We start from the raw sequence: 26,900 nt of genomic DNA on the forward strand, positions 1-26,900 counted from the left end.
ATTAAATATATGGTTAATTGAACACAACTGATTTTTTAGAAGCTCCTCGTAATCTGTGATATTCCCAAGTATTTTCGAATGCTCTCCTGTTTTCGGGACGGAAGGACACACACACATCATCCTCACTCACTGGTTCTGCATCAAACACTTCTATTTGTACCGGAACTGATGGATATTCATCTCTTGAATCTAGCGGGTTAGGCGTGTTAGAAAAAACAAACAAGGTATCCAATTCCGTTCGTAATGTAACAGCGTCCCCTTCTTGGCAATGATTTTCATCAAAATGCATATCTCCATCTTCATCACAGTACACTTTTGAAAATAAATTTAGGACCGGAACCATATCTCGAACACCTAAACCATTTCGAACTAACTCTATTGCAAAATTCTCTTCCCCACTTCTTAACCAATTATTTCGGTGTTCTTGATAGGTTGTTTTTCCGTACTTTTCATCCGTTATGCTTCGTGAGGTATATCCTGATATACTGTCATGCCAGCCAAGATTATCATCCACAATACTCGCTAATACTCGACCATGATCACTCATAAGCACATGCCCTTTTGATAAATGAGAAGTATGCTGAGCTTTTAATGTATCAGGCATGTTATATCGCTCTGTTAAGTTGTTGGCATGATACATAATCGTTGAAAGGTTTGCTCCCTTTCCTAAAGCTGTAAACGTAATAAGCTTTCCCGTGCCAATCGTTCCGGACCATTTCCCTCCTGCAGGAATTGTTTTCGTCCATATACTTGTTTTCATTAAAAATTCCCCCTTTAATTATGAAAAGCGCAGGCTCCTAAAGCTAAGTAATAAAACGAAGTACACAATTTAAAAAAGAAAAAAGCCTGAGAGACTTTATATCGTCTCCCAGGCTTTTATCCCTCCGTGTATATAGCGAATTCGCTATACGCTCTCTCTCGGACCAGACTTGGTAGGACAAACAACCAACGGAACCCTAGACAGCTTTTTTCTTCTCATAAGAGAATTAATATTCTGTTTATTCTGTAAATTAATTTTATCTGATTAATCGTGACAATCCAAATAGTGTGTAAGATTTTCTTCCATGTTTTTTTATCGATTATCTAAAATGATCTCTCTATCTTGAATAGTTGCTAGAGGTTTTTTTAGCACGAACTTTCGAATTCCGATATAAATGATACCCATTATAATCCATCCGGTCCCAATAATTAGTGTTTTAGGTTCTAGTAATGTTAATAACCATCCAATAAAGCATGCTCCTATTAAAGGAAAAATTAAATAGAGAAAGGTTTCTTTTGGAGACCGTTTTTTCTTCTTGATGTAATAGTGTGAAATAACAGAAAGATTAACGAACGTAAATGCTGTTAAAGCACCGAAGCTGACAAACGTAACAGCCATATCTAAGTCAATTAAGATAGAAGTAAAAGTGATCACCGTGACAAAAAGAATATTAATGACAGGTGTTTTATATTTAGGGTGTAAATAACTAAAAACCTTCGGAGGTAGAATTGATTCTCTCCCTAGGGCAAATAAAAATCGAGTGACACTTGTAACCGAAGAAACACCTTGAGTAAAAGTAGCTACGATTAAAACAGTTGTGAAAAGAGCACTTAATGCATTCCCTCCTACCATCTGAATCAGTTCAAACGAAGCTGTATCAATATGAACAAAAGAAAAAGTAGGGTATGCTACTTGAGTTAAATAGGAGATGGAAATATATAGCACAGCTGCAATTGTAACAATTAAAAAGATGGCTTTTGGTATTGTTTTACGAGGATTTACTGTTTCCTCTGCCATTGTTGTAACAGCATCAAATCCTAAAAAACAAAAGCAAATTAAAGCAGCACCAGAAAAGATGGTAGAAAGTGAAAAATCACTTGAAAAGAAAGGCTGGAAAGAAAGTAATGTTAGCCCATTTCCCCCAGATACTATATCCTTTGCAACAAAGGCACAGAAGAATAAAATGAAGATGACTTGAATAATAACTGAAAATCCACTCACTCTTGCAACCGATTTAATTCCTATTATATTGACGAAAGCTAAAATAACATTTAACAAAATGATCCAAACAAAAACAGGAATACTAGGAAACTGTGCATTTAAAAATAGTCCGAATGTTAAACACGCAATAATCGGTGAAACAATGTAATCGAGTAATAAAGCCCAGCCCACAACAAAACCGACTTTTGGATTAATTGCTTTTTTTGTATACGTATAGGCAGAACCAGAAATTGGGTATGCCTTCACCATCCGACTATAGCTATATGCTGTAAAAAAAATTGCAACAAAAGCCACGACGTATGCTGCAGCAAGCATCCCCCCTGCTGCTTCAAAGGCAACTCCATATACCGTAAAGAAAATCATCGGTGTCATCCATGCAAGCCCTAAAAACACAACTCCAAAAAGATTTAAAGATTTTTTAAATTCTTTCGCTGATTGCGCCATTTTCAAACCTCTCTCCTCATTTTTTTATTATTTATTGATTATTCAGAATTCTTAAGGTGTAAAAAAGGAAGAAAATAAAAAGCCTAGGAGAGGTTAATCTCCCAGGCTTTTTTCCTTCCGTGTATATAGCGGAGTGCTGCTATACGCTCTCTCTCGGACCAGACTTGGTAGGACAAACAACCAACGGAACCCTAGACAGCTTTTTTCGTTCTCATTATATAGAGAACCTTTATGGAGTTTTCAAGAAGTGTACTCTGATAATGTAAAGTATATAAGGCTAAAACAAAGGGTTCAACCAACATGTAACAAAACCTAACATGATTCTTTCACCTTTTGATCAAGCGGATAATCACGTTCATTCTAGTCGTCCTGCTTCATTCGCTGCGTATTCTTTTTATTATCCTAAACCATTCCATAAATCAGCCGATATACCTAGTAAATACATTTGATATAAAAGGGGTATGAATGAATGGGAATGTTTTCTTTCAAAAAAGATAAAAGCCATGCTAGCACATCAACAGTCCTTTCTACACAAGTAGAAGATGTAACACTCGAAATGAATGAAACTGATTTAAAAACACAAATACACATGATAAACCTTTCGACTCATGACCTTTCAATAGCCTTATCCTTAAAGCCTATAATTGAAGAAAACATCGAGGAAATTGTAGAGGCATTTTATGGGGCATTCGAAGCACAAGATGCTTTAATTTCAATTATTAATGAGCATAGCTCCGTTGACAAATTAAAAGGAACCCTAAAAGTACACATCTTAAATATGTTCAGTGGAAAGCTAACCGATCAAGATGTAGCTCGTATGAGAAGAATCGCTCACATTCATGTAAAAATAGGATTAGAAGCAAAATGGTATATGGCTGCATTCCAACAACTATTCGCTTCAATTATTGACATTGCTGATAAGCAAGTAACAACTAAGCAAGAGCTACTTACTGTCGTTCAAAGTGTTAATAAACTATTCAATTTCGAACAACAAATCGTTCTTGAGGCTTATGATAATGAATATGCTGCAGTTCGTGAAGAAGCAGAAGCAAAAAAAGAGCAAATTCGATATCAAGTGAGCGAGCTAGCAAACCAGCTTGCTGAAGCGAGTGATCAAACAAACGCTTCGATCCAAGAAATTCTTGCTCAATCCAGAGAAATTGCCTCTTACCCCATTGGCAGATATGAAGTTGCAGCAACTGCTGAAAAACAAGCACAAAATGGTAAGAATGATTTGGAGCAACAAAACGAACTAATGACCTTTATTGAAAAAAGTACGGTTGAAATCTTAGCTCAAATGACGTCACTTGAGCAGACATCAGAAAAAATTAATCACGTCGTTTCCATTGTGACCTCCATTGCCGAACAAACAAATTTACTTGCTCTTAACGCAGCAATTGAATCAGCACGAGCTGGAGAGTACGGAAAAGGCTTTGCCGTTGTAGCTAGTGAAGTTCGAAAGCTTGCTGAGGAAACAAAAAATTCTGTTCAAGGGGTTTCTAGCTTAATTTCAAATATTCATACACAAATCGATAGCATGTCAACTTCCATCAATCACGTGGCCGATTTAACAACAAAGGGCACTTCCAAAATGACAGAAATGAATACATTCTTTGATTCGATCGTCGACATTATGAATAATAATAAACAACAAAGTGAACAAGCCAAAACAGACTTAACACATTTCACAGGTGTAATTGACAATGTATCCAGAGCTATGGCACAAATTGCGGACACAACTGACCACCTAAAGGATATGTCCAAAACCATTTAATTTAAGTTAGGCTATTTAAAGACACAGCTAAAAACCCGGACTCATTTATACCTCTGTAGGAGCGAAGAGGTATAAATGATCGTTCGGTTTTTTTATTCGGCGAGAAAAATGAGTGGCCAGCTTGAGCTGAAAAATGAGTGAAAACCTCGTAAAATAGTGAACAAATTAGTGCTCGTTCTTTTTAGCCTTTTTTGCTTATTTCTTATAGAAATGTAGTGACCTATTTCGTTTTAGTTCAGAAACTTGGTCTAAATAGGACAACTTTTCGTTCTATTCACGAGTTTTGAAGTCAAGTTTGCGAACTTTAGTGCTTTGCCTACGGATGTAAGGACTCTATTCGCGATTTTCGGGGCTCTATCCGCGATTACGGGCTCTCTTTCCGCGATTATTGCCTCTCTTTCCGCGATTATTGCCCCTCTATCCGCGATTATCGCCTCTCTATCCGCGATTCGGGAAAATGCGACAATCTTTTTAAAATTTCACGTAATTTTCATGACACTACGTACTGCACTCACCTACTTGACTTCGCTTTGCTACGATACCGCAGGATCCGGAGAATTTACTTAAGATTTCGAGGCTCTCTTCACAATTTGAGGTTTCTCTCTCTGAATTTTGTACTTTTACCACACTTTCAAGTACACTATTCACGTTTTAGCTGCTCTTTCGCGATTCCGCCCTCTCTTTCCGCGATTCCATCACCCCTTTCCGCGATTCCATCACCCCTTTCCGCGATTCCATCACCCCTTTCCGCGATTCCACCACCTCTTTCCGCGATTCCGCCCTCTCTTTCCGCGATTCCATCACCCCTTTCCGCGATTCCACCACCCCTTTCCGCGATTCCACCACCTCTTTCCGCGATTCCATCACCCCTTTCCGCGATTCCACCACCTCTTTCCGCGATTCCACCACCTCTTTCCGCGATTCCATCACCCCTTTCCGCGATTCCACCACCTCTTTCCGCGATTTTAAAAAATACGACAATCATTTTAAAATTTCACACCCCTCCATTACAATGCTCCCTCCTAATCATCACACCCCAGCTCTCACCCACGTTCTATTTCCATCGCCATTAAATATACTAGGAAAATAACCAAATCGTATCTATACAGTATTGTCTAGCTACGATTAAAAGTAATTGACATCTAATAGTAGATTGATATAATACTTTTATACAGAAAAGCAAAAAAGCGTTGAAGTTATAAAGGGGAAAACAATGAACAGAACAAAACAAATTCATTTTACAGAAGCATTGGTGATTTTAGCACTTATATTAGGCATGATCTTTACAAGCCTATTCGTTTGGAAGGCTGAACCTCATGTTGCCTTATTAGCTTGTATACTAGTTGTTTCATTCATCGGAATAATGAAAGGGTTCAGCTGGAAAGAGTTAGAAGCTAGTCTTGTTAAGGGTGTGCAAAGTGGTGTGCAGCCCATTTTAGTATTATCCCTAATTGGTATATTAATAGGAGCATGGATGAGTAGTGGGACGATCCCGACAATAATGACGTATGCCTTAACCATCATTAACCCAAGCTATCTACTCATCACAGCCCTTTTTTCATGTATGGTAATTTCCTCATTAGTAGGAAGTTCCTTTACGACGGTTAGTACGGTAGGTGTAGCCTTAATGGGAGCAGGAATGGCAGTTGGACTCCCATTAGAATGGGTCGCAGGTGCTGTCATTTCTGGGGCTTGTTTTGGTGACAAGATGTCTCCTATGTCTGATACAACAAATTTCGCCTCAGGTGTCTCCTCAGTAAAGTTATTTACTCATATAAGACATATGGCGAATACCACTGTACCTAGCATGATTATCACGGTTATTATCTTTTTTATAATGGGGCGTTTTGCAGAAATAAATACGGCTTCAATAGATGATACGGCAAATATGATTTCGATTATGAAGGAAAATGTACATGTTCATTTTAGTACATTACTATCTCCTCTACTGGTAATCCTTTTAGCAAGTAGGAAAGTACCGGTTATTCCATCATTAGCTGCCGGGATCATTACTGCTGGTCTTACTGCCTTTCTTATCCAAGGCGTGCAAATTAGCGAATTTCTTCAGATTCTACAAAATGGAACGAGTTTTGCTATTGATCATGAAGTTGTTGCAAATATGCTCAATCGTGGTGGATTACAATCCATGATGTGGTCCATCTCTTTAATTTTGATAGCATTTGCCTTTGGAGGATTACTTGAGGGATTACACATCATTCAAGTTTTATTAAAAGGATTCATTGAACGAATTCACCATAAAGGATCCTTAATTGCCTCAACTGCAGCTTCCTCTATCGGGGTAAATTTATTAACTGGAGAGCAATACTTATCCATCCTTATTCCAGGGCAATCTTTTAAAGAGTTATATGATAAATTACATCTTGATCGAAAATATTTATCACGCACACTAGAAGATGGTGGAACGTTAATTAATCCATTAATTCCATGGGGAGTAAGCGGTGCTTTCTTTGCTCAAACGTTAGGTGTGTCAGTGCTGGAATTCCTACCTTTTGCTTTCTTCCTTTACCTATCACTTCTCTTTACAATTGGGTATGGATTTTTTACAAAACGAGTTTAACTTAATATGAATAGATTTAGCAGAAGACGAGTGAAAAAATTCACTCGTTTTCTTACGATATATCTAGTATTCTAACAACTCTTCTCTTCCTTGATTCGATATATCTAGAAAAAATTCGACAAATACCATCTAATTGTTGCTTAATTTCACCAAGTGCTTTATCATGGTTAATAGACATAATTTACACTACATATTGATTAACAACCACAAGTTAGAACTATATATTGTACCACACGAGAATTAGGTGCCAATTTGGCATAATAGGGAATCTGGTGTAATTCCAGAACTGTCCCCGCAACTGTAAGTGTGACGAACTGAGATTGACCACTGTACTAAGTATGGGAAGGCTCACAGTAGGACGAACACAAGTCAGGAGACCTGCCTATATCTTGATGAAGTTTCAATTTCTTCGGGGACTAAGAAGATGAAACGATATGCACACTGATAGAGTAATAGTTTTATATCCCGCTCATCTTTGTCTGTCGTTTTATCTTTTACGTGCAAGTCTCCTAAAACGTAAATTAACGAGCAGATGGAGGAATAACCTATGGCAACCACAACAACCAATACCCCTATTATTCATGATTCAATTAATGGCGATGAAGCATTTGATGTAAAAAAACTACAATCTTTTTTTCAACAAATTCATACACAATTCCCCTCATTAACTATCGATGACTATGTAGAAAGAATACAAAAAACAATCCAACAAAGAGATACCTATACTTCCGATCAGCTTCTTAATCTTTTCATACTAGAAGGACTAGCTAACATCACTGAGCTTGAACCTGAGTGGACCTATTTTTGTGCACAAATTTACTTATCCAAATTATACAAGGAAGCTTCAGTTAGCCGCGGCTATAGCAAAGAAGACAAATATGGTAGCTTATATTCATTAATTTCGACTCTTGTTGAGAAAGGTCTCTATCATTCAAAATTGCTAGATCAATATAGCAAAGAAGAAATCGATCAAATCGGCACATTTATTGATCCTTCAAGAGACACTTTGTTTACGTATATTGGTCTTAGAACTCTAGCAGATCGTTATCTTACTCGCGACTTCTCTAAGAGATTATATGAGCTGCCACAAGAAAGATTCATTGTAATAGCCATGACATTAATGGCAAATGAAAATAAAGCACACCGCCTAGAGCTTATTAAGCATGCCTATTGGGCAATGAGTAATCTTTATATGACAGTGGCTACACCTACTCTATCAAATGCTGGAAAGCCAGTTGGTCAATTATCTAGCTGCTTTATTGATACTATTGATGATAGTTTACAAGGTATATTCGATAGTAATACAGATATTGCGAATTTATCAAAGTCAGGTGGAGGCATAGGGGCATACTTTGGAAAGATCCGTTCCCGTGGTAGTGATATAAAAGGATTTAAAGGAGTTTCATCTGGTGTCATTCCTTGGATGAAGCAATTAAATAATACAGCTGTTAGTGTTGATCAATTAGGTCAAAGAAAAGGTGCAATTGCCGTTTACTTAGATGTTTGGCATAGAGACATCTTCTCTTTTCTAGATGCGAAGCTAAATAACGGTGACGAAAGAATGCGTACTCACGATTTGTTTACTGGTGTGTGTATTCCAGACGTATTCATGGAACAGGTAGAGGCACGCGGTGATTGGTATTTATTTGACCCACATGAAGTGAGACAAGTGATGGGATATAGCCTAGAAGACTTCTACGATGAAGAAAAAGGGAACGGTAGCTTCCGTCAAAAATATTGGCAATGTGTTGAAAATGAACAGCTTTCAAAAGAAAAAGTACCTGCAATTGACATTATGAAACGCGTCATGATTAGTCAGTTAGAAGCAGGAACTCCATACATGTTTTATCGTGATGAAGTAAACCGAAAAAATCCAAATGCTCATCAAGGGATGATTTATTGCAGCAATTTATGTACCGAAATCACTCAGAACCAAAGTCCAACAACAGTTGAAGAACAATTCACGGAAGACGGGAAAATTATTACCGTAAAAACGCCTGGTGATTTCGTTGTATGTAACCTTTCTTCTATTAATTTAGCAAAAGCAGTCAATGATGAAGTACTTGATAAGCTAATTCCTATTCAAGTAAGAATGCTAGATAATGTTATTGATTTAAATACCATTCCTGTGCTTCAAGCAAAGCTTACAAATGCAAAGTACCGAGCAATCGGCTTAGGAACCTTTGGCTGGCATCACTTACTAGCTTTGAAACAAATAAAATGGGAAAGCGAAGAAGCTATTGAATATGCTGATAAGCTTTATGAACAAATCTCTTATTTAACGATACAAGCGAGCATGGAGCTTTCAAAAGAAAAAGAGGCTTACCCTGTCTTTAAGGATTCAGATTGGGATAATGGGAACTATTTTTCAAAAAGAGAGTATACAACAGCTTCAAGCGAACTAGATTGGGACAAGCTACGAGAGGATGTTAAAGAACATGGAATTCGTAACGGCTATTTAATGGCTGTAGCACCGAATGCTTCTACCTCAATTATTGCTGGTAGTACAGCAAGTATTGACCCAATCTTCCAGAAGGTTTATTCCGAAGAAAAGAAGGATTACAAAATTCCAGTTACAGCACCGGATTTAAATGCTACGACAACTTGGTTTTATAAATCTGCCTACCTTATTGACCAGCATTGGAGCATTAAACAAAATGCTGCAAGACAACGTCATATCGATCAGGCCGTTTCCTTTAATCTCTATGTTCAAAACACGATTAAAGCGAAAGAATTATTAGATCTCCATTTAAGTGCGTGGCATAACGGATTAAAGACATCCTACTATCTTCGCTCCACATCTAGTGAAATTGAGGAATGTGAATCCTGTGCTAGTTAACTAGAGTATAGCTTACAATGTAAATTCATGAGGTTTCTTTGTGCGACCACCACAAAGAAACCGGAGGAGAGAGATCATGACAGAACAATTTTTACATAAAAGAAAACTAATGGATGCTGATGCACCAAACCGGTCCACGGCGATAATTAATGGGTCAAGTTCTAACATTTTAAATTGGGATGACGTTGCTTACTCATGGGCATATCCACGCTACAAAAAAATGCTCGCAAACTTTTGGACCCCTTTCGAAATTAATATGGCTCAGGATATTAAACAATATCCTCAATTGTCTAATGATGAAAAGGATGCCTTCTTAAAAATTATTGGACTCCTTGCACTTCTGGATAGCATTCAAACCGACTATGCAGGTAAAGTCGCTGATTATATAACCGATTCGAGCATTAATGCGCTAATGATCATTCTAGCTCAGCAAGAGGTCATACATAACCACTCCTATTCCTATGTCTTATCTAGTATTGTTCCGAAGCACGTACAAGATGAGGTATTTGAGTATTGGCGTAGTGAGCCTATTTTGCGAAAACGAAACGATTTTGTAACAAACGGATACGAAGACTTTGCCAATGAACCTACCGTTTTGAACTTATTAAAATCGATTGTCTATGACGTTATTTTAGAAGGGTTATTCTTCTATTCTGGCTTTGCCTTCTTTTATAATTTGGCTCGTAATCAAAAAATGGTCGCAACAAGTACAATGATTAACTATATAAACCGGGACGAGCAAATACATGTCGACCTATTTGTTCAAATCTTTAAAGAGGTACTAAGAGAATATCCTGAGTATCACACACCGGAGCTAGCTGAGTTTGTTCATAATACATTCATCCAGGCAGCAGAACTAGAAATAGAGTGGGGCCGTTTAATCATCGGTGATAAGATGGATGGACTAAATATGCAGGATATTGAGGATTATATTAAGTTCTATGCTAATGTTCGAGCAAATCAACTAGGATTTGAACGTCCTTTTGAAGGCTATCGAACAAACCCTCTTAAATGGATTAAAGCCTATGAAGAGGTTGATTTAGGAAAATCAGATTTCTTTGAGCAAAAATCACGACAATACACGAAGGTTAACGCCGTTGATAATGGATTTGATGATCTTTGATCTAGAGAGGGTGACTCAAAAGGTTGTTACATAACGACCCTTTGAGCACTCTTTTTTTATCGCTTTCTGCATTTCTTTATAAGAATGTGCAAACCAAAGAAGCCCCACGTGTTAAATTGAACGTCGAGGTTTGTTGCTATATTGTATTGATTCAAAAGAATATAGTCATCTTTCACACCTAATACCAAGATTAGTAAAAGAGAGAAGATCTACTCCCCCTTTACAGACAGAAGAACCTCGTAACCACGGGAAAAAACCCGTCATCTGAGATTTTCTTTACGCAAGCAACTATCTATTCGAAAACAGCCATTTTAAAAGATAAATTGTATAAAAAAGGCTAATAAGCTCTTAAATCTAGACTTTTAGATCCGCTTTTTTTCATCTGTTTCACTACTATATTTTATATCGTCCTAACCGAAGAAGAGAGCAACAAATTCGTTACTCTCCATCCAAAATAACCTATTTATTTTTCTGTTTTTTCATCCAAGAGAGTCGCTTCAAATATTTCATCATCAGTTTCATTTTTAATACTTTCTTCTATACGGATTCTACCTTTTCCCATAAAGATATCCCTCCTTTTGAAAGCTTACACCTATTATAAATAAGATAAGACTCTATTAACATATAACGAAAGTACTAAAATTGTCTGAAAAATCACTCTTATCCTTTTCTATTCTTTTTCTACATATTTTTACAAGAATTAGTTTACATTCTAATAGATTGTGGTATTAATTAGATATGTAGGATTATATACTAGAAAAGTAGTCTAAAAAGGATGATATGTGTGAGGTTTTCAACATTATCAAATGAAACGTTATTACATAGCTTTCAAGAAGCTTGTAGACTGCAGATGAATCCTGAGTTTATTAAAATGCTAGAAAAAGAGATTAGTGATAGAGGATTGCATTTGCCAAACACGTTACGAATGAATCATTATAAAAAAATTAATTAATGAGTAAGCTGACCCTTACGATTTATATGAAGTTAAAGGTCAGCTTTTTTTGTTTCCAAATCACGGCCTCATTTTACTTTACAATCATTACTGGACATTCTACACGTTTTGCCACCTTATGACTTACACTACCTAGAACCATTTCTTGTAGAGCATTTAACCCTCTACTTCCAATGACAACTAAATCATATTGTTCTTGATTTGCAAAATGGACAATTTCTGGACCTGGCTCCCCTTTTAACACCTTCACTTCATATGATACTCCTACTTCTTGTAGCATCTCTTCTGTAGGTCGTAGCTTTCTTTGACGCTTTTCATAAAGCGCTTCTTTATCTTCAGTACTTAAAACATCAGATTTTGATTGAGTACCATCGATTACATAGACAACCGTTATTTTTGCATCCGAAGTTAATTTTGCAATGTCACTCGCTTTTATTGCGGCTCGCAACGCATGGTCTGATCCATCTGTCGCTAATAAAATTTTTTTGAACATCGTTTCCCCTCCACTCCTTTTCTATTATTTTACAACAACACCTCCTAAGTGAATATATGTTAAAACATCTTTCCCTCCATTCGTATCCATATTTTACTTCATCTATTTATATAAAATATCATTTTAGCTATTATTACATAGTATTCAAGAGATAATAAGAGAATAACTAAAATTTATACGCTTACATAAGATTACATATTTCAGGGTTTCAGTGATATAATACTTTCCGTTAATAACGGACCCGACTTTCATGAGAGTTGAAAGTCACAAAATAGAAAATAAAAAAATGATAAATGAAAGAGGTGCTGTTTTGAACACACAAACATTAAAAGAACAATGGTTTGGGAACATCCGTGGAGATGTGTTATCAGGTATCGTTGTTGCCTTAGCACTTATTCCAGAAGCGATTGCCTTCTCAATTATTGCAGGTGTTGATCCTATGGTCGGATTGTACGCCTCCTTTTGTATTGCAGTTGTCATTGCATTTGTTGGAGGAAGACCTGGAATGATATCTGCCGCAACAGGGGCTATGGCACTTGTCATGGTGACATTAGTAGCTGATTATGGACTGCAGTATTTACTTGCTGCTACGATTCTCACAGGGATTATCCAGATTATATTAGGATTTTTCAAAGTAGATCGGTTAATGAAATTTATCCCACGTTCCGTTATGGTGGGATTTGTGAATGCCTTGGCGATTCTAATTTTCACGTCTCAATTACCTCACTTTGTAGGTGAAACGTGGATTATGTACGCAATGGTAGCTGGTTCATTAGCGATCATCTATATCTTACCTAGGTTTACTAAGGCTATTCCGTCTCCACTAGTTGCAATTATTGTCATGACAGTCTTTGCAATTTTATCTGGCGTTTCTGTACGAACTGTTGGTGATATGGGTGAGTTAACACAAGCACTACCAATGTTTTTGCTCCCAGACATCCCGTTAAACTTTGAAACATTACAAATCATCTTCCCTTACTCAATTGCCTTAGCAATGGTGGGTCTATTAGAATCCTTGTTAACGGCACAAATTGTAGATGATATGACTGATACTGAAAGCAATAAAAACCAAGAAGCGAAAGGACAAGGAATAGCCAATATTGTTGCTGGCTTCTTCGGTGGTATGGCAGGCTGTGCTATGATTGGTCAATCTGTTATTAACGTAAAATCAGGTGGCCGTGGTCGCTTATCTACACTTGTAGCCGGTATGTTCTTAATGGTGCTTATCTTATTATTAAATAACATTCTTGTGCAAATTCCTATGGCTGCCCTTGTTGGAGTCATGATTATGGTATCAATTGGGACTTTTGATTGGTCGTCCCTTAGAAAGCTACACATCATGCCTATTACAGATACGGCTGTTATGGTCGTAACAGTAGGTACTGTTGTCATTACACACGATTTATCTAAAGGAGTATTAGCAGGGGTGCTATTAAGTGCCATTTTCTTTGCTGCTAAAATTTCTAAAGTAAAAGTAGAATCATCTCAAAATGGGACGACAAAATCCTATTTTGTAAAAGGACAATTATTCTTCGCATCCGTCACAGAACTTGTATCAAGCTTTAACTTTAAAGATCAAGCAAAAGAGATTATTATTGATTTTAGTCATGCCCACTTATGGGATGATTCAGCAGTAGGTGCAATTGATAAGATTGTGTTAAAGTATAAACAAAATGGTATAACCGTTAAGATTGTAGGGTTAAACAAAGACAGCTCAACTCTCGTTAAAAAACTAGCTGTATATGATAAAGCAAATGCCAAAATGGCGAATCACTAAGATAAAAGGGTAAATGATTTAGTTAGTCCCTGGAGTTGAATATCGATGCACTACCAAAAAAAGAAGTCTGATCTAGATCAGACTTCTTTTTTTATGTAAAATATGGATAATTTCTGATAAATCTTCTATTTTATAATCTGATTTCACATCATGAAAATGCTTGTTCTTCTTCCAGATTGTCTTAAATCCAAGTTTTTTTGGTGCTTCAATATCATTAGCTGGATGATCACCAACAAAGAAACTTTCCTCAGGTGCTACCCCAACCTCTTCAAGCCCCTTTAAGAAAATGGTCAAATCTGGCTTCTTGATTCCTAAATCCTCAGAAATAATAATCGAATGAAAATATTTCTCTATCTTTAATGCCCTTATATTCCCTCTTTGAAAATCACTAAAACCATTTGAAATCATGCCTAGCTTATACCCTTTGTTTGTAAGCTCTATTAAGACAGCATGTAAATGATTAAAAGACAAACAATGATTTCTAAAAGACGATAAATAATCCTGTAAAAGCTCCTCCCAGGTTATCCCTTGTATGCGATACTCTTCCACAAGCTGTTTGTATACCTTATCCTTCCATACATAACCAAACTGATCTAATTCCAAGAAACGAGTCGTATATTCTTCTTTTAAGATATGTCCAACATGAGAACGAAGTCTTTCATACTGATCGTCTATAAATGATTTAACTGATTCATCTCGGTCTAAAAGTGTGTTATCTAAGTCAAAAAACAAGGCTTTCATATTCTCTCCTCCCTCCCATGAAAATTCTACCATATTTTAGAAGAGAAGAGTTTCGAGATTAACATAAAAAAAACGTTCAGTCGACACACTGAACGTGAAGAAATTTATTAGTGGAGAGAATCTTTTTGAACTTCATCTGGTAGATCGTCATGTGATAACAAATGAAATGATTGTGTTAGAATTAATGCTGAATGGTTTTCTTCCTTTGGATGTTGTACTACTTCTGCTTGTGCAAAGACTTCATTGTTGTAAAAATCTTTATCCTTCTCAGTCATGAAATAAGCCCCCTTATAACAAATTTACTCTTTTTCATCATTCCCATGACCGGTGAATATATGTACTTCTTTAAGAGCCGGCTACTCATTTATTGGAGGTTTCTTAAAGCGTCTTGATACAAAATAAACCACAAATGCTAAACAAATAATACAAATGAGAGGGGTCATCATTGGCTTTGCTGCTTCTTTAATATACATCCAATTACTCCCGAGCTCCATTCCCAGATATAAAAATAAGATCGTCCAAGGGATCATGGCAGCAGCAGTATACACTGTGAATTTCCATAAAGACATTTTCGCTATACCTGCAGGGATACTAATCGCATGTCTCACAACTGGAATGAACCTCGCACCAAAAATAACACCAGATCCATATTTTTCGAACCAAGACTCAGATAGATCCAAGTGATGCTTGTTTATAAACAAATATTTTCCATACTTCTCAAGAAAGGGCCTTCCTCCAATACTTCCTAGCCAATACAAGAAAATCTGAGCTAATGTCCCACCTACTACACCAGCTAAAACAGCACCAAGCATTTCAATTCTTCCGAGAACAACCATATACCCACCATACGCTAAGACAATTTCACTCGGAATCACCTCTAGCATCAAACCTATCGCAATTCCTACGTAACCGAGACCAGTTAACCACTCTAATACATCAATTATGACAGCTTCCATCTTTTTCACACCCTTATTTATATGTCTCATTCGACCTTGTCCATCTCTACATAAATATGAACAAGGTGAAGAAAATAGTAGAGAAAAATTCTTTGAATCAGGGCTTAGAACTAAGCTAAAAAATGGACGAAAAAAACACCTAAACAATAGGTGCTTTCCAATAAACGATATAGATTAGTGAATATCTTTCTTTTTAAAGCGTCCGCCTCTCACTTCAGATATATTTGCTACAGCTAAAAAGGCTGATGTATCATGCTCCTCAACAATCGATTTTAATTTTGCTTCCTCAAGTCGAGTAATGATACAGAAAATCACTTTCTTATCATCTCCAGTGTATGCTCCTTCTCCATTAAGGTAGGTCACCCCACGCCCGAGTCTGGCTATTATGGCATCACCAATCTCCCGGTAGTTTTCACTAATAATCCAAGCTGACTTTGATTCGTCAAGACCTTGAATGACTACGTCAATTGTCTTAAACGCAACAAAGTAGGCAATAAGTGAATACATTGCTCTGTTCCAACCAAACACAAAGCCGGCGCTACCAAGTATGAAAATATTGAAAAACATAATTGTTTCGCCAACAGAGAACGGGAGCTTTTTATTGGCCAGAATCGCTAAAATTTCAGTACCATCTAAGGAACCTCCATACCGAATGACAATTCCTACTCCAATTCCTAAAATAATTCCACCAAATACAGTTGCGAGAAGAAGGTCTTCTGTAAATGCAGGGACTGGATGAAGTAAAGCCGTTGCAATAGAGAGGATCGTGATACCAAATAGTGTAGAGACAGCAAACGTTTTACCAATCTGCTTGTAGCCAATAAAGAAGAAGGGAATATTGAGTAAGAATATAAATAAACCAAGCTGCCAACCGAGTAAATGGGAAAGTATGATGGAAATCCCTACAATACCTCCATCAATTACTTGATTGGGAACTAGGAAAATTTCTAGACCTACAGCCATTAACAAAGCTCCAATAAAAATAAAAAGACCTCGTTTAAGGATTTGCGCTTTTGATAATCCTTGATGCTGCTTCAGTTGCCTTTGTAACTCTAACGATACTTCTGACGATACTTCTGACATATAATCCCCCACCTTCGTCATCAATTGAGTCGATTTCTTTATTATTTTTCATTATACCCTAGCAGGCTGCAGAAGTGGATTATAACGTCTTGCACTAAGAAATAGTCAAGGCCGCATAACAACTAGAAAAGGAATTATATGATAAGATAGAAGAGGAAGCGAAAATGGATGAAAGCCAAAGGAATAGAAAAAGCTTTAACCCTAGTGGTAGAGGTGATAATGTGGCTTGGAACGCTAAAATATTTGCAGGCTTTCTACTTGAAGGTAATGAGGATGCCGCATGGGAAGCTGCAATGAATGCAATACATTCATATAATAATAGAACACAGCTTTTTGAAGAGCTCATAACAAAAGCTATGCAGCACATTGGAGAGTTATGGGAAACAGATCAAATCTCTGTTGCAGACGAACATCTTGCAACTTCGACATGTGAATATATATTAGCACGATTTCAACATGAGCTTAAACACACACAAACCATCAAGCAGCTTCGTGAAAAAAAAGCAATGTTCATGTGCTTGGAAAATGAACAGCATGATATTGGACTTAAAATGGTTTCACAAGTTTTTGAGGAATATGGCTGGAAAACACGGTTACTTGGTGCCAATTTGCCTCTAGAGGATGCATTAAAGGCCGCAGAGAAATGGCAGCCAAGCATAATTGGTCTATCCTTTTCAATATGGTATCACGCTGAGCTTTTATCAACTTACATACACGCTCTTGAGAAGCTTTCTCATAAGCCAATTGTTATGGTAGGCGGACGTCTATTAGCAAACTATGACTTTACAGCCTATTGCTCAGAAAATACCAAATTATTCCCAACACTTACTGAATTGCACAGCTGGCTTTTGAACCATTCATCACAAGGAGTGTAATTGATATGTCTGACATCAAACATATACCGCTACCTTATTTTATCATTAATCAAGACCTAACAATCCTTGAGTCTTCACATCAAGCTCATGATCTATTTGGTCATTCCGATAATCTCTTAACATTTATAGATAAGGAAAGCCAAGAAAAAGCAAAGCGAATCTTAGTGGCAAAAGAAAAGAAATCAACGGAGTTAGTAATGTCCACCTTGGAGTCCTCTTTTGCTTTATTCCAATTAAAAATAAACTGGGTTAATGAGAAAGGACATATTGTTTGTATTGAACAGGATGGACGAATTCAACAGCTTATCGATGCCGTTGAAAAACATAGAAAACGATTATCAGATACAAACTTTGAACTGCTCGACAAAAAAGAGCAGCTAGAGGAATCTTTAGCAAAAATCATGGATTTATCAGCACCATCAATCACATTAACCGATCAAATAATACTCGTTCCTCTTTTCGGAGATTTAGAGAAGGAGCTTATAGATAAGAACAACCTTAAAATCCTTCAGAAAATAAAACATAGTCCAATTGATAAGGTATTATTTGATTTTCATGGAGTGGGTGAAATTACAACCGAAGGAATAAATGAATTACGCCAGTTAACTACCTCCATTGAATTGATGGGAGCTAGCTCCTATATTATTGGAGTCAAGCCAGCCCATGCAAAAGTAATCCACCAAACCTCTATTGAAACTGGAACAGATTACTTAAGAAATCTAAACGAAGCAATCCGCTCCTTTGTCATCTAAAGTCTAGTCGTTGTGAGAGTAAGTTATCTGGTCCTATCTGGTCCCTTGGTCCCTACTATGCTTTTGCGCTTTAATGGAGTGGGGGCCAGGCACCTTTAACCGCGCATCGGGGGGAGGGGCGGAAATTGTCGGTTTTAGTCTAATCGCGGATAGAACACTCATAATCGCGGATAGAGCCCCCATAATCGCGGATAGAACTCCCATAATCGCGGATAGAACCCCCATTATCGCGGATAGACCCCTCATAATCGCGGATAGACCCCCATAATCGCGGGATACAACCTTACCTCATCAAGAAATACATCTACAAATACCCAATCAAGGCTCTGACCAGCCTAAATTTCAATAAAAATTTGGATAGATTCCTATCTTTTAAGAGCATGTAACCTACCACTCACAAAATTAGTACGTTTTTACTTCTTGAGCTTTATTCTCTCATTTCTATTTAATAAGAACCCGTTAAACACCGATTTACCACATTTCCACTCCGCTCAGCTTACTCAATATCCACCCATCCATCCACCCATCCTTAACGAAATCCTAAAAAACCCCGAGCTGATTTAGAGGACAACTCTAAGTCAGTTCGAGGTTTTTTGTTCAATATCCCTAATCTTGAGACATTTCTTGCTCTGCTAATTGATATTTAGGTTTTCAAAACCGTATAGACAACCAATCTCTCCTCATGTGTGCCTTTCTCCCTGTTAAAGGATCCGGTACATGTAATGAGGTTTAATTGACTTCGATAGGAGAAACCAAAGATTTTTTGTACTGGTGCGGTTTCCGTTTCAAAGCTTTTTTTATCATATACGACAAAGGTAAGAGTCTTTCCATTTTCATCCTGGACAGTTACTTCATCACCAACAGATAACTGATCTAATCGATAGAAAATAGCCGGACCAGTTTTACTATCCACATGCCCTGCTAAAACAGCATTTCCTTGTTCTCCGGGCATAATTCCTTCTTTAAACCAACCAACTTGGTTAAAATCCTCCGGAACACCCATTTGCCCATTATCAAGTAAACCTACATCTTCTATGTTTGCTTCTACCTTAATCGAGGGAATAGAGATTGTCGTTGGTTTTATTCCCTCTCTTTGATCGCGTATAATGGGTTTGTCATTTTTAGTAGTCATAGGTGTTATCGATGACGTTTTTGTTTGCTGGCCCTCTTCCTTTTCCTCTACGGCCTTTTCTTCTATTCCTGTTATATCTGAACCAATTTCTTCATTGGTCGTTTCTTTGGTTACTTCCGGCTCTTGACAAGCTGATAAAACAAGAATGACAAAGATACTTATGGCTATTCGCCACATATGCATACACCTCAGCTAGTACTCTATTAGTCTTGCTGTACTTTTTTCCTAATAACTACACCCATGCTAGCAAGAATGGCTAAAAGGATACCATAAACAGCCCATTCGCCTGACATGTTGCTTGCAGTACCACCCATACCTGTTTTTGGCATTTCTTCTGGCATCATCATTTTGAATTTATCAGGAAATTGATCGACAAATGCTCCAGACAATCCTTTTGCTGGGTTTAACATATGTGCATAAGCTTCACGAATGGAGTCGTATGCTTTTTCATAGTCACCTTCAACATAAGAGTCAAAAGCCATAACTAATTGTCCCACATGCATTTGTAATCCTTCAGCTAATGCGTCTGATTTAAGACGGCCATCCGTTGCTGTTTCTAAAAAGGATGAAAACTCTGCTCTATATCCATCTAGGTTTTCTAGTGCCTCTTTTTTCGCTGCTTCATCATTTGCCCCGGTTGCTTTTACATAATCAACAAAGAAACCAATATGATTCGACCACATCGTCTTAAATTGCTCTCCTGCTTCATCCCCATATACGGAAGCAATGGCTGCTGATAAATCTTCTGTATTCGTATTAAGTGCATTTGCTGCCGCTTCAAAATCATCAGCACCGTCCGCCCCTTGCTGCATCGCTACAACTGCTAATCCTGCATGCTCTGTTAATAAATGATTTAAAGTTGCTCGTAAATCTACAGCTGGTGTAACTGCCATCGTTGATTCGAATTTTTCTGGGAATTGATCTGTAATAGCATTTGATAATCCTTTTGCTACCATATGCATATGTGAAATCGCTTCTCTTTCATATTCGTAGGCTTTATCAAAATCCTCTGCTAAGTATGAATCAAACGCACCCACTAGTTGGTTAACATGCATTTGTAATCCTTCTGCAAGACCACTTGCTTCTAGTCTCTCTCCAGTAGCCGTTTCTAGGAACTGTGAAAATTTCTCACGGTAAGTATCTAAATTAGTTAACGCTTCTTCTTTTTTCGCTTCATCATTTTCTGCTGTTGCTGTTACATAATCAACGAAAAAGCCAATATGTTCTTCCCACATTCCATTAAATTGCTCCCCAGCTTCCTCACCGTATACAGAAGCAATGGCTGCTGATAATTCTTCTGTATTCTCACTTAATGCTCCAACAGATGCTTCAAAATCCTTTGCACCCAGTGCACCGTTTCTCATAACCTCAACAGCTAAGTATGCGTGCTCACTAAGTAAATGACCTAATGTTGTACGAAGCTCTGCTGCTGGTGTTGCTACTGCTTCAGATCCGCTCATCATCGTATGACTTGCATGATCTGCTGCAAAAGCCCCTTGTACTGGTACTAATAAAGATAAACTTAATGGTACTGCTAAAAGTGTTGGTTTCATTTTCATCTTTTCATTTCCCCTTTCAAAATTTTCTACTAAGCTAACGAGGGGAAAAATAAAGTGGATCACTTTTTTAAAAAGTTTTTTTAATTTTTTTATGACGTAGGAGTTTTTCATCCTTTTGCTGCTATTTAAAAGGGCTTTTAACTTAATAAAATTCATCGCCTTCCAGTTCGAGGAAATCAAGCACCTAAACCATTTAAACAATAAAAAGCCTGAGCTGCATGTTCACCAGCTCAGGCTTCTCATTATTTCATTATTTCTTTGACGTTTTTTCATTATGTTGTTTTTCAGCTAAATCGTTGCCAAAATCTTTATCTGTGTTAATCGCGTCACTTGCTTTTTTCATTCGCTTTTGTTGATTTTTATGACTATCTCGCTGTACCATTTGTATCCCTCTTTTCTTAAGCTATTCACCATAATAGTGTAATCAAAAAGAGGAAAATCATTCTTTTTTAAAGTTTTCCTGCTAAAACAATTTCTCCTGCAGGTACAGGGAGATTTTCTTCTTTCTCAACCGTAATAGCGATTGTGTCCCATTTCCCCTCTACTTCCTCTAAAGAATATGTTAAGGTTCCTTGTCCTGAGTCATTTGGTTGGAAAGCTCCTGCGGGATATGGCTGTTCGCCTTCAATGACCCAAACTTGATACACTTCATTTTCACTCAGTGTCGGTAGGTTCGATGCTTGTAGTAGCAGTGATTGATTTCCTTCCTCATTCAGTAAGGACGCAATAGCTACCGCTTGCTCACCTTCTGTAGTAGGTAATAAGGTTACTTGTGAAGCTTGAATCATTTCACCACTTTCTGCAATTGGTTTTTCGTTTCTCTCAGTAAGCAGATAGATGTTCGTGATAAGAGAAACAAGTAAAGCAGCTGCAATTGTTGGCATAATAAAACGTGATCTCTTGGTTTTTACAGGTTCCACATCTGTCTTTGGTTGAAAATCTATTACTTTTGCGTCTTGTTCTTCCTCAAAGATCTCTGCGAATATTCTTGCTTTCATTTCTTTAGGTACTTCAACTGGCTCCGATAGAAAAGGGAGGTCTTCTGTTAACATAGTAAGTTCTTCAAGTTCACTTTGACATTCGGAACAGGTGCTTAAGTGTTGTTCAAATTTCTGCATTTCCTCTTTTGTCAACGTTCTATTGTAATAATCAATAAGATTATAGCAAGCTTCGTTATTCATGTGATGCCCCTCCTTCCTTATCTAGCATTTTCCTAAGATGGTTTAAAGCCATTCGTATCCTTCCCTTTACGGTTCCTAATGGTAATTCACATTGATCAGCTATTTTCTGCTGACTTAAGCCTTTAAAGTAAAATAAGTCGATAATTTGCTGTTGATCTATTTTTAATTGATTCACCGCTTTCTGGATGACTTGCTTTTGTTCGTTCCATTCTGCCTTTTCCTCTACGGTTTTTCCTTGTTGAGTTAACGCATCTTTATCAATTATTTCCTCATGTGTATGTCGTTTTCGTTTACGTATCTCATCAATTGCTTTATTGCGTGTAATGGTTAATAGCCAGGATGAAAATTTCCCTTTCTTTTCATCATAAACATTCGTTCCATTCCAAAGCTTTAAAAAGACATCTTGGACAATTTCTTCTGTTAATGCGGAATCATTTGTCATTTTATAAGCAAAGGAATAGATCAATCTTTCGTACCGATCATACAGTGCCTCAAACGCCACACGATCTTTATTGATTGTCTCTACATATAATACTGCATCGTCCTTCTCAATCATATGGATCTCCTTTTTTATTTGTTTCTCTTAGAATAGCACATTTAAGAAATACCTGGCTTATTGCAAGTTTATCCTTAAGTGTTTTTCAGGTAAAAAAGGAAAAAAGGATTGTTGGAGCCACGTTCACCATCCTTACATTTTAGTCCCCTTATAGGAAGTAAACGAATGAAATTCTATTTTCGATCATCTTTTTGTATAAAATTGGCTGTATTAGCAAATAAATGATGATGTTGAAAACTATTTGTTAGGGAGGCAATCCATTGAAGAAAGATCACTCGAATAATGAGGAATTTGGCACGTCAATTGAAGGTGTTGGTGATTCTTTAAACAGTCGTATGGGTACGAATGAAACAGATGACACATTAACAAATCGTCAAGGGCATCCTGTAACTGACAATCAGAATGTTCGAACGGTTGGAAATCGCGGTCCAACTACATTAGAGAATTATGATTTTCTAGAAAAGATTAGTCACTTTGACCGCGAACGTACACCAGAACGTGTTGTACACGCTCGAGGTGCCGGTGCACATGGTTATTTTGAGGCATATGGATCCTTCGGTGATGAACCCATCTCGAAGTATACACGTGCGAAATTATTCCAGGAAAAAGGAAAGCAAACACCTGTATTTGTCCGCTTTTCTTCTGTTATCCATGGAGGTCATTCTCCAGAGACGTTACGAGATCCACGTGGTTTTGCCGTGAAATTTTACACAGAGGATGGTAACTGGGATTTAGTGGGAAATAACTTGAAAATTTTCTTTATTCGTGATCCATTAAAATTCCCTGATCTTGTTCATGCATTTAAACCAGATCCTGTAACAAATATTCAAGACAGTGAGAGAATCTTTGATTTTATTAGTCAAACACCTGAAGCAATGCATATGATTACGTTCTTATTCTCACCATGGGGTATTCCTGCTAACTATCGTGAAATGCAAGGCTCTGGCGTAAATACATATAAATGGGTGAATTCTGAAGGTGAAGCAGTGCTCGTTAAATATCACTGGGAGCCTAAGCAAGGAATTAAGAATTTACTTCAAAAGGAAGCTGATGAAATTCAAGGTACGAATTTCAATCATGGTACACAGGATCTATACGAAGCAATTGAGCGTGGTGAGCATCCTGAATGGGAAATGTATGTTCAGATTCTAAGTGATGATGATCATCCTGAGCTTGACTTTGATCCACTTGATCCTACAAAAATTTGGCCAAAGGATCAAATCCCATGGGTACCTGTTGGTAAAATGGTCTTAAACAAAAATCCACAAAATTATTTTGCTGAAGTTGAGCAGGCTGCCTTTGGTACAGGGGTATTAGTCGATGGGTTAGACTTCTCTGATGACAAGCTTTTACAGGGACGTACGTATTCTTATTCAGATACACAACGCTATCGTGTTGGTTCAAACTATCTGCAATTACCGATCAATTCACCGAAGAAGCATGTGTCGACTAATCAACGTGATGGACAAATGGAATACAAGGTAGACATGGGCAAACACCAAAACCCACATGTTAACTATGAGCCATCCATTCTTGGTGGCTTAAAGGAAGCTCCAAAGGATGGGAAAGACCATGAGCCACATATTGAAGGTAAACTCGTACGTCAGAAGATTGATCGAGAAAACAACTTTAAGCAAGCCGGTGAAACATACCGCGAGTTTTCAGATTTAGAGCGTGACGAGTTAATTATGAACTTAGTAGAAAACTTAAAAATGTGTCACCAGGAAATTAAAGAAACAATGGTCGAGATGTTCTACAAATGTGATGAAGACTACGGAAAGCGTGTTGAAGAAGGACTTAAACATGCAAAAATGGACAACAAGATGGAAGATGCTGTGAAAAAAGCAGAAAACGAAGGTCACTCAACAGATTCTTACTAATATGAAGGTGCCAGTCCCCCATCGCGTTAAAGCACTGGGGGACTGGCACCTTTTACTCTTTTTTACTTATCTGCTGGATACACCAGTCCGATTTGCTTACGTGCTTTTTCGAGGATTGCCGCTGTTTGGCACGTATTGTCATGAGAGTTCATCGATGACTGAAGCTTATTCTCGTTTACAAGCTCCATAAATTCCTTCGCTTCATAGTACATACTTTCACTATCTTGTTCTCTCGTAATATCTTCTACTGTTCCATCTTTATAGTGAATCTTCACATGCTCAGGTGTATGAATTTTATCAATAATGATACTTCCATTCTCTCCTTGAATTTCAGATGGAATATAAGAGTTTGTGATTTTTGAATACATGATAACTGCATCCATGTCATCGTATGTTAAGAGCAGGCTTCCTTCCCCGTCTACTCCTGAATCTAGCATATAGCTAGAAGCCTTTACGTCATTTGGTGCTCCAAACAAAGCAACCGCTGGGTATACACAATAGATGCCAATATCCATTAGCGATCCATTAGAAAATTCCGGCTTAAAAGCATTAAGCACTGTTCCTGCTTTATATTTATCATAGCGAGAAGAGTACTGGCAGTAGCTTGCAAAATAACGTCTAACCTTCCCAATCTTATGTAGATGATCACGTATAGCAAGAAAATTTGGTAATAACGTTGTTTTCACCGCCTCCATTAAAACAACGTTATGTTCTTTTGCAACTCTAACCATCTCTTCCACTTCTTTTACATTTGAAGCAATCGGCTTCTCGCAAAGTACATGCTTTCCATTTTTCATCAGCTTAATCGCTTGTGAAGCATGTAGTGAATTAGGACTCGCTAGATACACGGCATCAAACTCTTCGCTTTTTGCAAATTCATCTAAATCCGTATACGTATGTGCTGCATGATATTTCCTTGCAAACTCCTCCGCCTTCTCACTCGTTCTTGAATACACAGCTGTAAGCTGAAAATCCTCCACTTTACTCGCTGCACTTATAAAGCTCTCAGTAATCCAGTTCGTACCGATCATTCCGAATCGTACCATATCGTCTTCCTCCTATCATAACTATATCCATGGCAAGTATAGCCTTTTTTAGGTAAAAGAAAAAGCAAGTCACACAAGATTACTTCAATAAATTTATGCGTTTTTCTCATGAATAAGGAAAATATATGTCATAATAGATAATTGAATTAAGATTTACTTAGTAATACATACCAAACATACAAGCTTACCTACACAAATTTAAAGGAGTGCTTACAAATGAAAAAGCTAATTGCAATTGACCTAGACGGGACCTTACTTTCCTCTCACATAGAAATATCACAAGAAAATATAAAAGCTCTTCAAGAGGCTCAAGAAGCTGGGCATATTGTGATGATTTGCTCTGGTCGTGCTCCAGAAGATATTAAAATCGTCCTTGAGAAAACTCCATTAGAATGTCCTATTGCAGGCAGTAACGGAACGATGGTCATCGCAGATGGTAAACTACTAAGCCAAGTATCCATTCAAAAGGAAATCGTTCAATCCGTTGCTAAAATCCTAAACGAACAAAAATTCCCTTTTAAAATTTATACAAACAAAGGAATTTTTGTAGCAAAAACATGGTCTGAACGTATGCTTGTCTTTTTAGAAGAAAATCCAGACATAGCCAAAGGATTAACGGAAAAAGAATATAAATTTATGACAGAGCAACCAAAAGAAACCGATACTATAAAACACTTTGAAAAAGTCGAAGATATTCTTAGCAACTCTGAGGTAACAATTCAGAAATTCTTCGTCCCAACACTTTCTGGTAAAAACGAACTGATTACATGTCTAAAAGATGTAAAGGGGATTTCAGTTACAACTTCCGGTCCTTATAATATTGAAATTATGGATGTGAACGGCCATAAAGGCAATGGTGTGAAAGTTATGGCAGAATATTTTAACATCCCAATCGAAGATACAGTTGCAATCGGTGATAACTTCAATGATGTCCCGATGCTTGAAGTAGCAGGTCTTTCCGTTGCCATGGGGAACGCAGATCCAACTGTAAAAGAAATGGCAGATGTCGTCACACTTACGAACAACGAACACGGTGTCGCACATGCCATTCGGGAATATATTTAAAAAAAATAATACAAAAGAGGTTGGGACAGAAGTGCCTGGCACCTTATCGTAACGACTATATGTACGCACTGATTTATCTAGTGTACACAATAGATTGTATTCGTGGGTGCCTG

27 protein-coding genes, 1 pseudogene and 3 riboswitches are annotated in these 26,900 nt (G+C 37.4%); of the genes and pseudogenes, 12 read left to right on the top strand and 16 right to left on the bottom strand.

Features of this window, described 5'->3' with window-relative positions:
- Window positions 1-13: 13 nt before the first annotated feature.
- Together A9C19_RS16165 and A9C19_RS16170 are read right to left on the bottom strand one after the other, a co-directional pair.
- On the bottom strand, window positions 14-760 hold the full coding sequence (locus A9C19_RS16165; RefSeq protein ID WP_072580903.1) for an urea amidolyase associated protein UAAP1: 747 nt from the start codon (window positions 758-760) through the stop codon (window positions 14-16).
- A gap of 103 nt (window positions 761-863) precedes the next feature.
- Window positions 864-971: riboswitch (guanidine-I (ykkC/yxkD leader) on the bottom strand.
- Window positions 972-1,072: 101 nt separating this feature from the next.
- Complete coding sequence (locus A9C19_RS16170; protein WP_072580904.1) at window positions 1,073-2,425, bottom strand: APC family permease; 1,353 nt, start codon at window positions 2,423-2,425, stop codon at window positions 1,073-1,075.
- Window positions 2,426-2,521: 96 nt separating this feature from the next.
- Window positions 2,522-2,631, bottom strand: a riboswitch (guanidine-I (ykkC/yxkD leader).
- Window positions 2,632-2,981: 350 nt separating this feature from the next.
- Here A9C19_RS16170 and A9C19_RS22810 point away from each other — a divergent pair.
- The 3 genes and pseudogenes from A9C19_RS22810 to A9C19_RS21540 form a co-directional block, all read left to right on the top strand.
- Window positions 2,982-3,437, top strand: a pseudogene (locus A9C19_RS22810) (protoglobin domain-containing protein); the annotation flags it as partial.
- Window positions 3,438-3,500: 63 nt separating this feature from the next.
- Window positions 3,501-4,199: a methyl-accepting chemotaxis protein gene (locus A9C19_RS22815; RefSeq protein ID WP_420835835.1), complete on the top strand. Its 699-nt coding sequence runs from the start codon at window positions 3,501-3,503 to the stop codon at window positions 4,197-4,199.
- A gap of 312 nt (window positions 4,200-4,511) precedes the next feature.
- Window positions 4,512-4,766, top strand: coding sequence for a hypothetical protein (locus A9C19_RS21540; RefSeq protein ID WP_145925806.1), 255 nt, complete (start codon window positions 4,512-4,514; stop codon window positions 4,764-4,766).
- A 73-nt stretch (window positions 4,767-4,839) separates the two neighbouring features.
- Here A9C19_RS21540 and A9C19_RS21205 read toward each other — a convergent pair whose 3' ends face one another.
- Window positions 4,840-5,184: a hypothetical protein gene (locus A9C19_RS21205; RefSeq protein WP_083584408.1), complete on the bottom strand. Its 345-nt coding sequence runs from the start codon at window positions 5,182-5,184 to the stop codon at window positions 4,840-4,842.
- 228 nt (window positions 5,185-5,412) lie between these two features.
- Between A9C19_RS21205 and nhaC the strand changes: the two genes are divergently transcribed.
- The 3 genes from nhaC to A9C19_RS16195 all read left to right on the top strand — a co-directional run bounded on the left by nhaC (window position 5,413) and on the right by A9C19_RS16195 (window position 10,739).
- Complete coding sequence (gene nhaC, locus A9C19_RS16185; RefSeq protein ID WP_072580905.1) at window positions 5,413-6,777, top strand: Na+/H+ antiporter NhaC; 1,365 nt, start codon at window positions 5,413-5,415, stop codon at window positions 6,775-6,777.
- A gap of 225 nt (window positions 6,778-7,002) precedes the next feature.
- A riboswitch (cobalamin riboswitch) is annotated at window positions 7,003-7,177 on the top strand.
- Between the two features lie 147 nt (window positions 7,178-7,324).
- Window positions 7,325-9,616, top strand: a complete 2,292-nt coding sequence (locus A9C19_RS16190; RefSeq protein WP_072580906.1) for a ribonucleoside-diphosphate reductase subunit alpha — start codon at window positions 7,325-7,327, stop codon at window positions 9,614-9,616.
- Window positions 9,617-9,692: 76 nt separating this feature from the next.
- Complete coding sequence (locus tag A9C19_RS16195) at window positions 9,693-10,739, top strand: ribonucleotide-diphosphate reductase subunit beta (protein WP_072580907.1); 1,047 nt, start codon at window positions 9,693-9,695, stop codon at window positions 10,737-10,739.
- Window positions 10,740-11,202: 463 nt separating this feature from the next.
- Here A9C19_RS16195 and A9C19_RS21855 read toward each other — a convergent pair whose 3' ends face one another.
- Complete coding sequence (locus A9C19_RS21855) at window positions 11,203-11,301, bottom strand: YhdX family protein (protein ID WP_099092783.1); 99 nt, start codon at window positions 11,299-11,301, stop codon at window positions 11,203-11,205.
- A gap of 222 nt (window positions 11,302-11,523) precedes the next feature.
- Between A9C19_RS21855 and sda the strand changes: the two genes are divergently transcribed.
- Window positions 11,524-11,691: a sporulation histidine kinase inhibitor Sda gene (sda, locus tag A9C19_RS16200; RefSeq protein WP_233499192.1), complete on the top strand. Its 168-nt coding sequence runs from the start codon at window positions 11,524-11,526 to the stop codon at window positions 11,689-11,691.
- Between the two features lie 73 nt (window positions 11,692-11,764).
- On the opposite strand, the gene A9C19_RS16205 is transcribed toward sda, so the two are convergent.
- Window positions 11,765-12,184, bottom strand: coding sequence for a universal stress protein (locus A9C19_RS16205; RefSeq protein ID WP_072580908.1), 420 nt, complete (start codon window positions 12,182-12,184; stop codon window positions 11,765-11,767).
- Window positions 12,185-12,494: 310 nt separating this feature from the next.
- On the opposite strand from A9C19_RS16205, the gene A9C19_RS16210 reads away from it, so the two are divergent.
- Window positions 12,495-13,961, top strand: coding sequence for a SulP family inorganic anion transporter (locus tag A9C19_RS16210; RefSeq protein ID WP_233499193.1), 1,467 nt, complete (start codon window positions 12,495-12,497; stop codon window positions 13,959-13,961).
- Between the two features lie 72 nt (window positions 13,962-14,033).
- Here A9C19_RS16210 and A9C19_RS16215 read toward each other — a convergent pair whose 3' ends face one another.
- The 4 genes from A9C19_RS16215 to A9C19_RS16225 all read right to left on the bottom strand — a co-directional run bounded on the left by A9C19_RS16215 (window position 14,034) and on the right by A9C19_RS16225 (window position 16,741).
- Complete coding sequence (locus A9C19_RS16215) at window positions 14,034-14,702, bottom strand: HAD family hydrolase (RefSeq protein WP_072580909.1); 669 nt, start codon at window positions 14,700-14,702, stop codon at window positions 14,034-14,036.
- 107 nt (window positions 14,703-14,809) lie between these two features.
- Entirely contained in the window at window positions 14,810-14,977 is a 168-nt protein-coding gene (locus tag A9C19_RS21545; RefSeq protein WP_145925807.1) for a transcriptional regulator SplA domain-containing protein, read from the bottom strand.
- 81 nt (window positions 14,978-15,058) lie between these two features.
- Window positions 15,059-15,658 (bottom strand): undecaprenyl phosphate transporter UptA, encoded by a 600-nt coding sequence (gene uptA, locus A9C19_RS16220; RefSeq protein WP_072580910.1) that lies wholly within the window; start codon window positions 15,656-15,658, stop codon window positions 15,059-15,061.
- A gap of 174 nt (window positions 15,659-15,832) precedes the next feature.
- Window positions 15,833-16,741 (bottom strand): YitT family protein, encoded by a 909-nt coding sequence (locus A9C19_RS16225; RefSeq protein ID WP_072580911.1) that lies wholly within the window; start codon window positions 16,739-16,741, stop codon window positions 15,833-15,835.
- A gap of 164 nt (window positions 16,742-16,905) precedes the next feature.
- Between A9C19_RS16225 and A9C19_RS16230 the strand changes: the two genes are divergently transcribed.
- Window positions 16,906-17,616 carry a cobalamin B12-binding domain-containing protein gene (locus A9C19_RS16230; protein ID WP_083584410.1) on the top strand — a complete coding sequence of 237 codons (711 nt, stop codon included), beginning with the start codon at window positions 16,906-16,908 and terminating at the stop codon, window positions 17,614-17,616.
- Between the two features lie 5 nt (window positions 17,617-17,621).
- Window positions 17,622-18,368, top strand: a complete 747-nt coding sequence (locus A9C19_RS16235) for an STAS domain-containing protein (protein ID WP_072580912.1) — start codon at window positions 17,622-17,624, stop codon at window positions 18,366-18,368.
- Between the two features lie 33 nt (window positions 18,369-18,401).
- On the opposite strand, the gene A9C19_RS16240 is transcribed toward A9C19_RS16235, so the two are convergent.
- The 6 genes from A9C19_RS16240 to A9C19_RS16260 all read right to left on the bottom strand — a co-directional run bounded on the left by A9C19_RS16240 (window position 18,402) and on the right by A9C19_RS16260 (window position 22,796).
- Window positions 18,402-18,614: a hypothetical protein gene (locus A9C19_RS16240; RefSeq protein WP_072580913.1), complete on the bottom strand. Its 213-nt coding sequence runs from the start codon at window positions 18,612-18,614 to the stop codon at window positions 18,402-18,404.
- Window positions 18,615-19,011: 397 nt separating this feature from the next.
- The gene (locus A9C19_RS16245; protein ID WP_072580914.1) at window positions 19,012-19,677 is read right to left on the bottom strand and encodes a class F sortase; all 666 of its coding nucleotides are present in this window, start codon (window positions 19,675-19,677) and stop codon (window positions 19,012-19,014) included.
- A gap of 26 nt (window positions 19,678-19,703) precedes the next feature.
- The gene (locus A9C19_RS16250) at window positions 19,704-21,059 is read right to left on the bottom strand and encodes a copper amine oxidase (protein WP_072581928.1); all 1,356 of its coding nucleotides are present in this window, start codon (window positions 21,057-21,059) and stop codon (window positions 19,704-19,706) included.
- Window positions 21,060-21,309: 250 nt separating this feature from the next.
- Window positions 21,310-21,441: a hypothetical protein gene (locus A9C19_RS22495; protein ID WP_267888729.1), complete on the bottom strand. Its 132-nt coding sequence runs from the start codon at window positions 21,439-21,441 to the stop codon at window positions 21,310-21,312.
- 67 nt (window positions 21,442-21,508) lie between these two features.
- Window positions 21,509-22,240, bottom strand: coding sequence for an anti-sigma factor (locus A9C19_RS16255; RefSeq protein ID WP_072580915.1), 732 nt, complete (start codon window positions 22,238-22,240; stop codon window positions 21,509-21,511).
- The gene (locus A9C19_RS16260; RefSeq protein WP_072580916.1) at window positions 22,233-22,796 is read right to left on the bottom strand and encodes an RNA polymerase sigma factor; all 564 of its coding nucleotides are present in this window, start codon (window positions 22,794-22,796) and stop codon (window positions 22,233-22,235) included. Before A9C19_RS16260 ends, A9C19_RS16255 begins: the two co-directional genes overlap by 8 nt.
- A gap of 335 nt (window positions 22,797-23,131) precedes the next feature.
- Here A9C19_RS16260 and A9C19_RS16265 point away from each other — a divergent pair, with 335 nt between their 5' ends.
- Window positions 23,132-24,676, top strand: coding sequence for a catalase (locus A9C19_RS16265; RefSeq protein ID WP_420835836.1), 1,545 nt, complete (start codon window positions 23,132-23,134; stop codon window positions 24,674-24,676).
- A gap of 62 nt (window positions 24,677-24,738) precedes the next feature.
- On the opposite strand, the gene A9C19_RS16270 is transcribed toward A9C19_RS16265, so the two are convergent.
- The gene (locus A9C19_RS16270; protein WP_072580918.1) at window positions 24,739-25,722 is read right to left on the bottom strand and encodes a Gfo/Idh/MocA family protein; all 984 of its coding nucleotides are present in this window, start codon (window positions 25,720-25,722) and stop codon (window positions 24,739-24,741) included.
- A gap of 216 nt (window positions 25,723-25,938) precedes the next feature.
- Here A9C19_RS16270 and A9C19_RS16275 point away from each other — a divergent pair, with 216 nt between their 5' ends.
- The gene (locus A9C19_RS16275; protein ID WP_072580919.1) at window positions 25,939-26,787 is read left to right on the top strand and encodes a Cof-type HAD-IIB family hydrolase; all 849 of its coding nucleotides are present in this window, start codon (window positions 25,939-25,941) and stop codon (window positions 26,785-26,787) included.
- Window positions 26,788-26,900: the final 113 nt, after the last annotated feature.

The organism is Bacillus weihaiensis (assembly GCF_001889165.1).
Classification (GTDB): domain Bacteria; phylum Bacillota; class Bacilli; order Bacillales; family Bacillaceae; genus Metabacillus; species Metabacillus weihaiensis.

Coding starts and splice junctions, on each gene's coding strand:
- A9C19_RS16165 (WP_072580903.1), bottom strand. CDS start 760: ATGAAAACAAGTATATGGACGAAAACAATTCCTGCAGGAGGGAAATGG.
- A9C19_RS16170 (WP_072580904.1), bottom strand. CDS start 2,425: ATGGCGCAATCAGCGAAAGAATTTAAAAAATCTTTAAATCTTTTTGGA.
- A9C19_RS21205 (WP_083584408.1), bottom strand. CDS start 5,184: ATGATTGTCGTATTTTTTAAAATCGCGGAAAGAGGTGGTGGAATCGCG.
- nhaC (WP_072580905.1), top strand. CDS start 5,413: ATGAACAGAACAAAACAAATTCATTTTACAGAAGCATTGGTGATTTTA.
- A9C19_RS16190 (WP_072580906.1), top strand. CDS start 7,325: ATGGCAACCACAACAACCAATACCCCTATTATTCATGATTCAATTAAT.
- A9C19_RS16195 (WP_072580907.1), top strand. CDS start 9,693: ATGACAGAACAATTTTTACATAAAAGAAAACTAATGGATGCTGATGCA.
- A9C19_RS21855 (WP_099092783.1), bottom strand. CDS start 11,301: ATGGGAAAAGGTAGAATCCGTATAGAAGAAAGTATTAAAAATGAAACT.
- A9C19_RS16205 (WP_072580908.1), bottom strand. CDS start 12,184: ATGTTCAAAAAAATTTTATTAGCGACAGATGGATCAGACCATGCGTTG.
- A9C19_RS16215 (WP_072580909.1), bottom strand. CDS start 14,702: ATGAAAGCCTTGTTTTTTGACTTAGATAACACACTTTTAGACCGAGAT.
- A9C19_RS21545 (WP_145925807.1), bottom strand. CDS start 14,977: ATGACTGAGAAGGATAAAGATTTTTACAACAATGAAGTCTTTGCACAA.
- uptA (WP_072580910.1), bottom strand. CDS start 15,658: ATGGAAGCTGTCATAATTGATGTATTAGAGTGGTTAACTGGTCTCGGT.
- A9C19_RS16225 (WP_072580911.1), bottom strand. CDS start 16,741: ATGTCAGAAGTATCGTCAGAAGTATCGTTAGAGTTACAAAGGCAACTG.
- A9C19_RS16230 (WP_083584410.1), top strand. CDS start 16,906: ATGGATGAAAGCCAAAGGAATAGAAAAAGCTTTAACCCTAGTGGTAGA.
- A9C19_RS16235 (WP_072580912.1), top strand. CDS start 17,622: ATGTCTGACATCAAACATATACCGCTACCTTATTTTATCATTAATCAA.
- A9C19_RS16240 (WP_072580913.1), bottom strand. CDS start 18,614: ATGAGGGGTCTATCCGCGATAATGGGGGTTCTATCCGCGATTATGGGA.
- A9C19_RS16245 (WP_072580914.1), bottom strand. CDS start 19,677: ATGTGGCGAATAGCCATAAGTATCTTTGTCATTCTTGTTTTATCAGCT.
- A9C19_RS16250 (WP_072581928.1), bottom strand. CDS start 21,059: ATGAAAATGAAACCAACACTTTTAGCAGTACCATTAAGTTTATCTTTA.
- A9C19_RS22495 (WP_267888729.1), bottom strand. CDS start 21,441: ATGGTACAGCGAGATAGTCATAAAAATCAACAAAAGCGAATGAAAAAA.
- A9C19_RS16255 (WP_072580915.1), bottom strand. CDS start 22,240: ATGAATAACGAAGCTTGCTATAATCTTATTGATTATTACAATAGAACG.
- A9C19_RS16260 (WP_072580916.1), bottom strand. CDS start 22,796: ATGATTGAGAAGGACGATGCAGTATTATATGTAGAGACAATCAATAAA.
- A9C19_RS16265 (WP_420835836.1), top strand. CDS start 23,132: ATGGGTACGAATGAAACAGATGACACATTAACAAATCGTCAAGGGCAT.
- A9C19_RS16270 (WP_072580918.1), bottom strand. CDS start 25,722: ATGGTACGATTCGGAATGATCGGTACGAACTGGATTACTGAGAGCTTT.
- A9C19_RS16275 (WP_072580919.1), top strand. CDS start 25,939: ATGAAAAAGCTAATTGCAATTGACCTAGACGGGACCTTACTTTCCTCT.